Annotated in this window: 11 protein-coding genes and 1 pseudogene; 6 read left to right on the top strand and 6 right to left on the bottom strand. The window is 73.2% G+C overall.

Translation table 11 applies throughout. The features are described 5' to 3' along the window. Window positions 1-220: 220 nt before the first annotated feature. Window positions 221-715, top strand: a complete 495-nt coding sequence (locus ABTX60_RS00095) for an ATP-binding protein (RefSeq protein ID WP_352094784.1) — start codon at window positions 221-223, stop codon at window positions 713-715. Between the two features lie 31 nt (window positions 716-746). On the opposite strand, the gene ABTX60_RS00090 is transcribed toward ABTX60_RS00095, so the two are convergent. Beyond that, window positions 747-2054, bottom strand: coding sequence for a hypothetical protein (locus ABTX60_RS00090; RefSeq protein ID WP_352095123.1), 1308 nt, complete (start codon window positions 2052-2054; stop codon window positions 747-749). Between the two features lie 161 nt (window positions 2055-2215). On the opposite strand from ABTX60_RS00090, the gene ABTX60_RS00085 reads away from it, so the two are divergent. Beyond that, the gene (locus ABTX60_RS00085; protein WP_352094783.1) at window positions 2216-3457 is read left to right on the top strand and encodes a molybdopterin-dependent oxidoreductase; all 1242 of its coding nucleotides are present in this window, start codon (window positions 2216-2218) and stop codon (window positions 3455-3457) included. Between the two features lie 358 nt (window positions 3458-3815). Here ABTX60_RS00085 and ABTX60_RS00080 read toward each other — a convergent pair whose 3' ends face one another. The 3 genes from ABTX60_RS00080 to ABTX60_RS00070 are packed head-to-tail and all read right to left on the bottom strand — an operon-like array spanning window position 3816 to window position 5961. Further along, the gene (locus ABTX60_RS00080) at window positions 3816-4574 is read right to left on the bottom strand and encodes a class I SAM-dependent methyltransferase (protein ID WP_352094782.1); all 759 of its coding nucleotides are present in this window, start codon (window positions 4572-4574) and stop codon (window positions 3816-3818) included. Further along, window positions 4571-5224: a TIGR04282 family arsenosugar biosynthesis glycosyltransferase gene (locus ABTX60_RS00075; protein WP_352094781.1), complete on the bottom strand. Its 654-nt coding sequence runs from the start codon at window positions 5222-5224 to the stop codon at window positions 4571-4573. The genes ABTX60_RS00080 and ABTX60_RS00075 overlap by 4 nt, the downstream gene beginning before the upstream one ends. After that, entirely contained in the window at window positions 5221-5961 is a 741-nt protein-coding gene (locus ABTX60_RS00070; RefSeq protein ID WP_352094780.1) for a glycosyltransferase family 2 protein, read from the bottom strand. The genes ABTX60_RS00075 and ABTX60_RS00070 overlap by 4 nt, the downstream gene beginning before the upstream one ends. Window positions 5962-6083: 122 nt before the next feature. On the opposite strand from ABTX60_RS00070, the gene ABTX60_RS00065 reads away from it, so the two are divergent. Together ABTX60_RS00065 and ABTX60_RS00060 are read left to right on the top strand one after the other, a co-directional pair. Beyond that, window positions 6084-6845, top strand: coding sequence for a response regulator transcription factor (locus ABTX60_RS00065; RefSeq protein WP_352094779.1), 762 nt, complete (start codon window positions 6084-6086; stop codon window positions 6843-6845). Then, on the top strand, window positions 6842-7954 hold the full coding sequence (locus tag ABTX60_RS00060) for a sensor histidine kinase (protein WP_352094778.1): 1113 nt from the start codon (window positions 6842-6844) through the stop codon (window positions 7952-7954). Before ABTX60_RS00065 ends, ABTX60_RS00060 begins: the two co-directional genes overlap by 4 nt. 177 nt (window positions 7955-8131) lie before the next feature. On the opposite strand, the gene ABTX60_RS00055 is transcribed toward ABTX60_RS00060, so the two are convergent. Then, entirely contained in the window at window positions 8132-9136 is a 1005-nt protein-coding gene (locus ABTX60_RS00055; protein WP_352094777.1) for an NAD-dependent epimerase/dehydratase family protein, read from the bottom strand. Window positions 9137-9260: 124 nt separating this feature from the next. On the opposite strand from ABTX60_RS00055, the gene ABTX60_RS00050 reads away from it, so the two are divergent. After that, window positions 9261-9992: a flavodoxin family protein gene (locus ABTX60_RS00050; RefSeq protein WP_352094776.1), complete on the top strand. Its 732-nt coding sequence runs from the start codon at window positions 9261-9263 to the stop codon at window positions 9990-9992. Between the two features lie 287 nt (window positions 9993-10279). Continuing rightward, window positions 10280-11176, top strand: a pseudogene (locus ABTX60_RS00045) (DUF1996 domain-containing protein); the annotation flags it as partial. Between the two features lie 18 nt (window positions 11177-11194). On the opposite strand, the gene ABTX60_RS00040 reads toward ABTX60_RS00045, so the two are convergent. Further along, window positions 11195-11764 carry a cysteine hydrolase family protein gene (locus tag ABTX60_RS00040; protein ID WP_352095122.1) on the bottom strand — a complete coding sequence of 190 codons (570 nt, stop codon included), beginning with the start codon at window positions 11762-11764 and terminating at the stop codon, window positions 11195-11197. Window positions 11765-11869 lie beyond the last annotated feature (105 nt).

Here is an 11869-nt window from a genome sequence, read left to right as displayed (position 1 = left end):
GGTCACCGCCGTAAGGGGCCCGTCAAGAACTCGGCATCGCGCTCAGGGCGCTCGCGGCGAAGAGGTGACGGTCGTCGTGCTCGGCGGCGTATGGCCCTGCCGGCTCATGCGGCGCAGAGCACATCCGACGGCGGGCCATCGGCAGTGTGCGCGCAGAGCGCCGGGGTAGATGAACGACCGAGGTCACTTGGCAACACGAACAACAACGAAAGAGCCCCACATGGTCATCCCGCTTATGAAGCAGGCGGAAGATGAGCCGGGCACGGAGGAGCAGGCCGCCCTGCGCTACGGCGTGGTCTGGGCAGAAGGCGCAGCGTGTGCCGTCGAGGCACGCCGGGCGCTGCAAGCGTTCCTGTCGCACGTACCGTGTACCGGCCGCATACCCGTGTCGGCCCCGCTCGCGATCGACGCCGAACTGGTCGTCAGTGAACTGGTCACCAACGCGATCCGGCACGCACCCGGTCCCTGCGGGTTGACCCTCCGGCTGTCCGGCGACGGACTGGCCATCACGGTGTGGGACACCTCCACCGAGCAGCCGGTGGTCATGAGGCGCGACGGGCAGCGCTTCGGCGGCCACGGGATGCACGTCGTGCACACGGTCAGCAGCGAGGTGACCGTCGTGTTCCTGGGCGACGGCAAGGAGATCACCGCCTGCCTGCGCCCCACGCCGCACGTCGGCCCCGACGAGATACTCGAAGCAGGCCCCGCCGCTTGACGCCGTCGACGGGTCCTCCTCCCGGCGGCGTTCACCACCCGGTGAACAGCAGATGGTTCAGGAGCACCGCGAGCAGTGCCTGGGCGGCGAGCCAGAGGCGAGGGCGGGTGAGGAACGCGCAGGCCGGGAGCAGCCACAAGGCGAAGGGGAGCCAGATGCGTTCCGTCTCCGCCTTGCTCATGCCGGACAGATCGGCGACCAGGAGGGCGGCCAGCGCGGCGCACACGAGGAACGCGAGGCGCACCTCGGGCCGGGGCCCGGTGCGATGCCGGACCAGCACGGCCGCTGTCCGCCGCAACCCCGCCGCCGTCGCCAGGCCCGTGACGAGCACCGCGCAGGCCAGGTTGGCCCACACCCAGTAGCCGTAGGGACGGATGCCGCCCGCGCCCTGGCCGTAGCGCGTGACGAGTAGGCGGTAGGCCTCCCACCAGTCGAAACCCGCGAGCGTGAAGACCGTGGGTGCCACGGCGAGTCCGGCGAGCAGCGCCACCGGCAGCACCGGGCGCTCCCGGACTCCGCGGCGGCCGAGCACCAGGGCCGCCGCCGCGATCAGCGCGACGAGGGTGAGGCCGTACGACAGGTAGCAGGTCAGGCCGAACAGCAGCCCGGACGCGCCCGCCCACCCCGGGGACCTCCGGGTGACCGCCAGGGCCGCCAGCGCCACGGCCCAGGCCGCCACCGCCGCGAAGTACGCGTCGGCCGAGGTGCCCATCCACACGGCCGCCGGGGCCAGCACCAGGAAGGGGGCCGCCCGGCGGGCCAGTGCCTCGTCGGCCAGGGCGCGGACCGTGACCAGTACGGCCACGCAGGCGGTCGCCCCGACGGTGATGCACCACATCCCGGCCCAGCCGCCGCCCCGCAGCCCGATCCGGTCGAGCAGCACGAAGGTGAGGGTGGCGGCGGGCGGGTGCCCGGCGACGTGGGCGGGCCAGTTGTCGGGGGAGTCGAGCAGGATGTGCCCGGTGAAGCCCCGGAGCGCTGCCGGGATGTCGTCGAAGCGGTCGACGACCCGCAGGTATTCGTGGCGGGTGGTGAGCCGGCGGGCGATGCCCCGGTGCCACCCGTCGACCAGGGCGAGGGAGAGGATCCACACCATGGCCGTGCCCCAGGCGGCCGGGAGCAGGGCACGCCAGGGCAGGCGGGCCGCCAGGACGGGCCCGTACGCCACGGTGGCGACCGCCACCAGGACGGCGGCCGGGGTGCCGGGGCCCGCGTGCGGTCCCCAGGACGCCAGCAGCGGTGGCCAGTCGACGAACAGGGTCCGGTTGGTGTCCTCGATGCGGTGGCCGACGGCCACGGCCACCGCCACGAGCAGCGCGGCGGCCCCCGCGGCGTACATGTCGCGGCGCAGGCCTCGGGACGGCGTGTTGGGAGGGGTGCGGATCACACCGGCACGCTAGGCCGCGCGGCCGGTCGCGGACCGCCGACCGGGCCCGACGTCAGCGTTTCGTCATGGGTCGCGCACCCTTTCACCGGGTGTTCGCGGCCTACCGTCGGCTCATGCGAGACGATCCACGCGATGCCCGGCTCCCCACGTCCCCCGGCTTCTGGCGCAGCCCTCTGCGGGGCCCCTGGTTCACGTCGGTGCTGGGCCTGGTCCTGCTGGCCGGCATCACCGTGCTGTTCGTGACGGGGCTCCTCTCGTACGCCGCCTACAACCCGGACCTGGCGCCGGTCAACGACAAGACCCCGGACAAGGGGATCCTCGGCTTCTACCTGTTCGACTGGCCGACCGACCCGCACTGGCTGTACCGGCTGAACCAGGGCGTCCACGTCACCCTCGGCCTCACCCTGATCCCCGTCCTGCTCGCCAAGCTGTGGTCCGTCGTTCCCAGGCTGTTCGCGCTGCCACCGGCCCGCTCGCTCGCGCACGCCCTGGAGCGGATCTCGCTGCTGCTCCTGGTCGGCGGCGGGCTCTTCGAGTTCGTGACCGGCGTCCTCAACGTCCAGCTCGACTACGTCTTCCCGGGCTCTTTCTACCCCCTGCACCTCTACGGCGCCTGGGTGTTCTTCGCCGCCTTCGTGGCCCACGCCGCGCTGAAGACGCCCACGGCACTGCGCAACGTGCGGCGGCTGCGGGAGGAGAAGAACGACCTGATCTCCCCGCGTCCCGCCGAACCGACCGTCTCCCGGCGGGGCGCCCTGTGGTTCGTCGGGGGCGGTTCGCTGCTGCTGTTCGCGACGACCGTGGGGCAGAACTTCGGCGGCCCGCTGCGGCGCACCGCCCTCCTCGCCCCGCACGGCGGTGCCGAACCCGGCAGCGGCCCGAACGGCTTCCAGATCAACAAGACCGCCGCGTACGCCGGGATCGACCCGGCCGAAGCGGCCGTCGACGCGTGGCGGCTCGTCGTGACGGGACGGACCGGAACGGTCCGTCTCAGCCGGGCTCAGCTCGCGGGACTCCCGTTGCACAGCTCGGCGTTGCCCATCGCCTGTGTCGAGGGCTGGTCCACGCCGGACCAGTGGTGGCGCGGGGTGCGGCTGCGCGACCTGGCGGCCCTCGTCGGGTACGAGGACGACCCGCCGGACGTGTTCGTGGAGTCCCTCCAGCGGCACGGCGCCTTCCGCAAGGCCGCGCTGCGCGCCAACCAGGTGGCCGACCCGCGGTCCCTGCTCGCCCTCTACGTCAACGGCGAGGACCTGTCCCCCGACCACGGCCACCCGGCGCGGATCATCGTGCCTGCCGCGCCCGGTGTGCTGAACACCAAGTGGGTGGCCCGGATGACGTTCGGAGACCTGTGATGCGGAGATTCGTGACGCGGGGACCCGTGATGCGGGGCCGTGCGATGCGGGGACGCCTCGCCATCGGCAGCCCCCTGCATCTCCTGCTGCTGTCCTGCTCGTTCGCCCTCGCGGCCTACGCGGGCGTGCGCCTGCTGGCCGGCGACTGGTTCGGCGTGGCCCTGTGGGTCGTGGGCGCCGCGCTGCTGCACGACCTGGTGCTGCTGCCGCTGTACGCGGCGGCGGACCGGGCGCTGGTACGGGGGCTCGACGGGGCCCGCCGCCGGGAGTGGGCGATGTACGTACGCGTACCGGCCGCCCTCTCCGGGCTGCTGCTCCTCGTGTGGTTCCCGCTGATCAGCTCCATGGTGGAGACGCGCTACCGGTCTGCCACTGGCCTGCCGCCGGAGGTGTTCCTCACGCGCTGGCTGCTGATCACGGCCGTTCTCTTCGGTGGCTCGGCGCTGCTGCTGGCGGTGCGGCTGCTGGGACTGCGCAGGGCGGCGAAACGCCGTCCGCCCGCCGTCCACTGACCGGCCCGCTCCCAGTCCCGCGCGTGCCGGAGCAGTGCGCGGGTGCCGAGCCGGGCCCAGGGGAACGGGGTGCCCGAGGCGGCGTGGGCGTCGGTGATGTGGACGTCCACGCGTTCGTCGACGTCCGCCGGGGCGGTCTCGGCGATCAGCAGGCCGCCGGGGCGCAGGAGCTCGGCGACCCGCCGCAGGAGGGCGCACGGGTCGCCGCCGATGCCGATGTTGCCGTCCATGAGCAGCACGGTGTCCCAGCGGCCCTCACCGGGCAGGGGTGCGAAGACGGAGCGCCGCAGGGCCCGGCCCCCGAGCCGGACGCTGTGTTCCACGGCGGCCCCGCTGACGTCGATCCCGAGGGCGGTCCGGCCCCGGGCGGCCAGCTCCGCCACAAGCCGTCCGGGCCCGCACCCCACGTCCAGCACGGCCCCCTCGCACCGGTCCAGCACGTCCCGGTCGACCGAGTCGGCCCGGGCGCACCAGCGTTCCACCTCCAGCGGCAGCAGCCAGCCGTCCGGGCGCCGCAGGAACAGGGGGCCGCGACCGGCCCGCAGCGCGGCGTCGTAGGGGTCGGCATCGGCCCAGGCCAGGGCGGTGGCGGGTGGGGCGCTCATCGAGGACCGGCCGTCGGTGAGGCCGGACCGGCGGCGGGCGTCCCGGCCACCGTGCACCGGGCGAGCCGCGCCGCGAAGCGCCCCCGTGGGGCCAACGCGGCAACGGCCTGGGCGTCGGGAGCGGTGTCGACATCGCGCAGGGGCGGCAGGTCGCGCACCCGCAGGCCCGCCGCGACCAGCCGTCCCCGCTGCACGGCACCCGTCTCCGGTGTCGACATGGGAACGCCCCGCAGCAGAGCGGGGTCCGGACACGCCAGGCCCAGAGCCCAGAAGCCGCCGTCCTCGGCCGGGCCGAACCAGGCGTCGCAGCCGGTGAAGTCCACGGTGAGCAGCTCCGGGGTCACCTGCGGGGTGTCCATGCCGATGAGCAGGGCCGGGCCGGTGCAGCGCCCGAAGGCCTCCGCCAGCCGCTCGTCCAGACGGCCCGCGCACTGCGCCACGACGTCGAAACCGGGCGGCAGCCAGGGCCCGGGGGCACCGTCGAGCACGAGGACGCGCCGGGTGGCGGGCGTGGCGGCCACGGCGTGCAGGGTGTCCGCGAGGGCCGCTTCGGCCAGCGCGGCCGCCTGCTGGGATGTGAACGGTGGTGTGAGCCGGGTCTTCACCCGGCCCGGCCGCGGCTCCTTGGCGATGACGAGGAGCGTGGTCAACGGAGGGTTCCCCCTTCGTGCGCCGAGGGTTCGTGTGCCGGGGCGCCGTGTGCCGGGGTTTCGTGCGCCGGAGTCTCGGCCAGCACGCGGCTCATGTCCCGTACGGCCTGCCACGTCCCGCGCCACGTACCGGTCACCTTCGATGCGCCCGTACGCGGCAGATACGGCACGTCGTGCTCCTCGATCCGCCACCCCACGTCGGCCGCGCGGACCACCATCTGGAGCGGATAGCCGCTGCGCCGGTCGGTGAGGCCGAGGGCGAGCAGCGGCTCCCGGCGGGCGGCGCGCAGAGGACCGAGGTCGCGCAGGCGCAGCCCGGTGCGCCGGCGCAGCATCCGTGCCAGCGCGAGATTGCCGGCCCGGGCATGCGGCGGCCACGCGCCCCGCCCCTCGGGACGCCGCCGCCCGAGCACCAGGTCGGCCCGTCCCGCGCGCACTTCGCACACGAAGGGGACCAGGAGAGCGGGGTCGAGGGAGGCGTCGCAGTCGCAGAAGCACACCACCTCGGCGGTGGCGGCCGTCAGGCCGGCGTGGCAGGCCGCGCCGAAGCCCCGCCGCGGCTCGTGCAGCACGGTCGCGCCCCCCGCGCGGGCGATGGCGGCCGATCCGTCCGTGGAACCGTTGTCGACGACGAGTGCGCGCCAGCCCGGCGGAATCCGTTCGAGCACCCAGGGAAGGGCCTCGGCCTCGTTCAGGCAGGGCAGCACCACGTCGACGTCCGAAGGTGTCGTCGTCACGGTTTCACCCTACGAACGCGAATCGGGCATACCGGGCCACCGGTCCTTACGAAACGCGGACGTCGGAGGCCAGGGCGCTTCCCGGCCCCCCGCCGACGACGGCGCGGTGCAAGGCTGGGGACATGCAGCAACAGCCGTACGAGCCCCTCAGGACCGAGGACGGGTCTCCCAGGATCCTGGTCGTGGACGACGATCCGACCGTCGCCGAGGTCGTCACCGGGTACCTGGACCGCGCCGGTTACACCGTCGACCGCGCCGATGACGGCCCGGCCGCCCTCACCCGCGCCGCCGAGCACCGCCCCGACCTGGTCGTGCTCGACCTGATGCTGCCCGGCATGGACGGCCTGGAGGTGTGCCGACGGATCCGCGGCCAGGGGCCCGTGCCCGTCATCATGCTCACCGCCCGCGGCGACGAGGACGACCGCATCCTGGGGCTGGAGGTCGGCGCCGACGACTACGTCACCAAGCCCTTCAGCCCCCGCGAACTCGTCCTGCGCGTCGAGTCGGTGCTGCGCCGCAGCCGCCCCGCCGTCACGGGGAGGCGGCTGGGGGCGGCCGGCCTGACCGTGGAACCGGCGGCCCGCCGGGCCACCAAGAACGGCACGGAACTCGCCCTCACGCTCCGCGAGTTCGACCTGCTCTCCTTCTTCCTGCGGCACCCGGGGCGGGCGTTCGGCCGCGAGGACCTGATGCGCGAGGTCTGGGGGTGGGACTTCGGCGACCTGTCGACGGTCACGGTCCACGTCCGCCGCCTGCGCGGCAAGGTCGAGGACGACCCGGCCCGGCCCCGCCTGATCCAGACCGTCTGGGGTGTGGGCTACCGCTTCGAACCCGGTGAATCCGGTGAACCCGGTGAATCCGGGGAAGGGGAGAACCGACCGTGAACGACACCGTCCTGATCGCCCTGTACGCCTTCGCCGGTGCCGCCGCGACGGGGGTGGCCGGAGCGGGCGTACTGCGCCTGATCCGCCGCCGTTCGCTGACGGTCTCCCTCGCCGTGGTGGCGGCGGTCGGCGTCGTCGCGATGCTCGCCGGCACGCTCGCCGTCGCCTGGGCGATGTTCCTGTCGACGCACGACCTGACCGTCGTCACCACGGTCGTCGCCATGGCGGCCGTCGTCTCGCTGGCCACCGCCCTGCTGCTGGGCCGGTGGGTCGTCGCCCGCAGCCGCGAACTCGCCGTGGCCGCGCGCTCCTTCGGGGACGGCGGAAACTTCGCCGCACCCGACGCTCCCGCGACCGCCGAACTAGCCGCACTGAGCCGGGAGCTGGCCGCCACCAGTGCCAGACTGGCCGAGTCCAGGGAGCGGGAGCGCGCGCTGGAGGCGTCCCGTCGTGAACTCGTCGCCTGGATCTCGCACGACCTGCGCACCCCGCTGGCCGGTCTGCGCGCCATGTCGGAGGCCCTGGAGGACGGCGTCGCCGCCGACCCGAACCGCTATCTCCGGCAGATGCGCACCGAGGTCGAACGTCTCAACGACATGGTCGGCGACCTCTTCGAGCTTTCCCGCATCCACGCCGGGACCCTGGCGCTGACGCCCACCCGGATCTCCCTATACGACCTCGTCGGCGACGCCCTCGCCGGTGTCGACCCCCTCGCGCGCGAGTACGGGGTACGGCTGGTGGGCGGCCGTATCGTGCCGGTGCCGGTCGAGGTGGACGGCAAGGAGATGAGCCGGGTGCTGGGCAACCTGCTGGTCAACGCGATCCGCCGGACCCCGGCCGACGGTACGGTCGCCATCGCCGCCGAGCGTTCGCCCGAGGGCGTCGTGCTGTCCGTGACGGACGCCTGCGGCGGTATCCCCGAGGAGGATCTGCCGCGCGTCTTCGACACCGGCTGGCGCGGCACACACGCCCGGACGCCCCCGGCGGGCGCGGGCCTGGGCCTCGCCATCGTCCGCGGCATCGTGGAGGCCCACCAGGGCCGGACCGGCGTACGCAACATCCCCGGCGGCTGCCGCTTCGAGGTGGTCCTGCCGGCGGCCGCGTCCTGAGCACGTCCTGGGCCGCCGGGGTCTGTCCCTCGGGGTATCCCTGCCGGTGGCCGCGCCCTGATCGCGGTTGCAGTCGCCTGGGTCTGTCCCTCGTGCGTCTCTGTCCGGGCCGGATCCTGAGCGCGGCCGCAGCCGCCGGTCTGTCCTTGGCGCGCCCCTGCCCGGAACCGCCCGGACCTACCCCTCACGCATCCCTGCCCGCGCGAACTCCCGCATGCCCTCCTCGAAGCCGACCTCGGGCTTCCATCCCAGCTCCGCCCGCAGCCGGGAGGAGTCCGCGGTGATGTGCCGGACGTCCCCGAGCCGGTATTCACCCGTGACGACCGGCTCGGGTCCGCCGTGCGCGGCGGCCAGGGCCCGGGCCATCTCGCCCACGGTGTGCGGGTCGCCGCTGCCGGTGTTGTAGGCGGTGAGCGCGCCGGGGGCTGCGGCCTCCGCCTCCAGCGCCACGGCGTTCGCCACCGCCACGTCCCGCACGTGCACGAAGTCCCGGCGCTGCCGCCCGTCCTCGAAGACCCGGGGGGCCTCGCCCCTCGCGAGCGCCGAGCGGAAGAAGGAGGCGACACCGGCGTAGGGGGTGTCCCGGGGCATGCCCGGCCCGTACACGTTGTGGTAGCGCAGTGACACCGCCGACCCGCCGGTGCAGCGGGCCCAGGCCGCGGCCAGATGCTCCTGGGCGAGCTTGGTCGTCGCGTAGACGTTCCGCGGGTCGGCCGGGGCGTCCTCGCGGACCAGCCCGGGGGAGAGGTCCTGCCCGCACTCCGGGCACGCGGGCTCGAACCGGCCCGCGCCGAGAGCGGCGACGGCCCGCGGCCCGGGCCTGACCACCCCGTGCCGCGGGCACACGTACCGTCCCTCCCCGTAGACGACCATCGACCCGGCGAGCACGAGGGTGCGTACCCCCGCCTCCGCCATGGCCGCGAGCAGCACGGCCGTCCCCAGGTCGTTGTGCGAGACGTAGTCGGCCGCGTCGGCGACGCCGTCGCCGAGCCCGACCTTCGCTGCCTGGTGGCACACGGCGTCCACACCGGCCAGAGCACGGCGCACCGCCGCGGGGTCCCGCACGTCGGCCACGGGATCCTCCCGCACGTCGAACACGATCGCCTTGTGCCCCCGCTCCCGCAGGGCGGCGACCACATGGGACCCGATGAACCCGGCACCGCCGGTGACCAGTACGCGCATACGGGCACGCTAGGCGTTCACCGGCACCGCCCCGCGGGAGCACGGCCGTACGTCATGACTCCGTAAGACGTGCGCGGGTGCGCCGAACCGCAACAAAACGGGCCCCGTGCGAGACCCTGCCCCCATGACAGCACCCTCCGCGTCCGATGCGGCCCACCGCTTCGACGACCTGACCGCCCTCTACGTCAACTGCACCCTCAAGCCGTCCCCGCAACGCAGCCACACCCAGGGCCTGATCGACAAGAGCCGGTCGATCATGGACTCCGCAGGAGTGACCACGGAGCTGATCCGGGCCGTCGACCATGACATCGCACCCGGCGTGTACCCGGACATGACCGAGCACGGCTTCGCCTCGGACGCCTGGCCGGTGCTGTACGAGAAGGTCATGGCGGCGGACATCCTGGTCCTGGCCGGGCCGATCTGGCTGGGCGACAACAGCTCCGTCACCAAGCAGGTCATCGAGCGCCTCTACGCCTGTTCCTCGCTGCTCAACTCCCAAGGGCAGTACGCCTACTACGGCCGTGCCGGGGGTTGTCTCATCACCGGCAACGAGGACGGCATCAAGCACTGTGCGATGAACGTCCTCTACAGCCTCCAGCACCTCGGCTACACGATCCCGCCCCAGGCGGACGCCGGCTGGATCGGCGCCGCCGGCCCCGGCCCGTCGTACCTGGACCCGGACTCGGGCGGCCCGGACAACGACTTCACCAACCGCAACACCAGCTTCATGACCTGGAACCTGATGCACATCGCGGCCCTGCTGAAGCGCGCCGGAGGGGTCCCCGCCCACGGCAACCAGCGCTCCCAGTGGGACGCCGGCTGCCGCCCGGGCGCGGACAACCCCGAGCACCGCTGACCCGGTGCGGGCCCGGCCCGGAGTGCCAGTTCTTACGCGACGGTGACGCGCGGACGGAACCGGTGGTCGCCATCCGTCCCAGCGGCCACGGTGGTCACACCTGACACCGGAACGGAAGGGTCACCATGAACCAGGGACACAGGCGCAACCGCACACGTCGCAACGCGATCGTCCTGGCCGCCGGGCTGGCCGCGGGCGGCGTCGGACTCGCGTTGGTCAATGTGCAGGCCAACGCGACCGACGCCCCGCAGGCCACCACCCGCGCGGCCTCGAGGCCGGCACCGCCCGCCGGCAACGGCCCCGTACCCGAGGACTTCGTGGACATCACCAAGGTCGCCCGCAACGTGCCCGCCCCGCCCCGCGGTAACCGCGACGCCTCCAAGGGCGCCTTCAAGACCCGCTGCGGTGTCAACGCGCAAGGCCGGCACAACTCCGACAACGTGATCGTCGCCCCGGGGGTGGGAAACGGAGCCCACCACACCCACGACTACGTCGGCGCCATAGGCGTCGACGCCTTCACCACCGACGACAGCCTCGCCGCGGCCCGCACCACCTGCACCAACGGCGACCGGTCGACCTACTACTGGCCGGTGCTGCGCGACCGCCGCGGAGTCGAGAAGGCGGACGCGGGCTCACCCGGCGGTGGAGCCGAGGGCAACATCGGCAGGATCCTCACCCCCACGTCCGCGAGCCTCACCTTCGTCGGCAGCCCCACCACCAAGGTGGTCGCCATGCCGCGCTTCCTGCGCATCATCACCGGCGACGCGAAGGCCAACGCCAACGGCGGAGCCAACGCCAACGCGGCCTGGTCCTGCACCGGCTTCGAAAAACGCGTCCAGCTCAAGGACAAGTACCCGATCTGCCCCGCGGGCAGCGAGGTGGTCCGCACCGAGCGGTTCCAGAGCTGCTGGGACGGCCGGAACACCGACAGCGCGAATCACCGCAGCCACGTCGCCTTCGCCGACGCCAGGGGGAGGTGCCCGGCAGGCTTCAAGGCGATCCCGCAGCTCGTCCAGCGCCTCACCTACAGGGGCCTGGCCGGCAGCACCGCCTTCGCCGTGGACAGCTTCCCCGAGTCGCTGCACAAGCCCGTCACCGACCACGGCGACTTCATCAACGCGATGCCCGGGCGGCTGATGAACCGGGCCGTCGCCTGCATCAACTCCGGCCGTCGCTGCGGCTGAGCCCGCTGCGGCCGCCCCTCAGGTCTCCCGGGGCGGGAACTCGGTCTCCTTCGCCGTGATGATCCGGGCGCCCATGTTGCGCTCCATCATCTCCAGGGCCGCGGAGGCCAGGTGCGGATGGATGGAGGCGACGGCGTCCCTCGGCACGGTCACCTCCAGGTGACGGATGTGCGCGTCCAGGGCGGAGTACAGGACGCACTGCTCGGTGACCTGGCCGGTCAGCACCACGTGTCCGACGTCCAGGCTCCACAGCAGGTAGGACAGGGGCGTCTCGAAGAAGACCGAGTGGCGGGCCTTCATCACGAACAGCGACCGGTCGTCGGGCCGGATGGGCTCGATCAGGTGGGCGTTCGGCTGGGACAGCGCCGCGTCCAGCAGCTCTCCGTGGTGCGAACGCCACCGGCCGAAGTTGTCGTTCACGTAGATCACGGGAGCGTCCGCCTCGCGGGCCCGGCCGAGCAGCTCCGTCAGGACGGGCACGACCGGCTCGACGGACGGCAGGAGGAGCTCGGCGTCCTCATGATCGTAGGTGTTGATCATGTCGATCACGATCAGAGCCGACCGCTTCGGGTCCGCGCCTCGTTCCATGCCCTTCACCGTCCCTCCGGTGCCGTCACTCATGGGATCCGTTGCGTTCTGTTCGATGGGGAAGTCGGAGCATCGGATCTCCCGAGTGGGGCGTGTGGTGCGGGT

The sequence above is a fragment of the Streptomyces sp. NPDC126510 genome (assembly GCF_040302345.1).
Taxonomy (GTDB): Bacteria; Actinomycetota; Actinomycetes; order Streptomycetales; family Streptomycetaceae; genus Streptomyces.
Note: the sequence above shows the minus strand (reverse complement) of the source record. Positions and strands in the feature narration are given on the sequence as shown.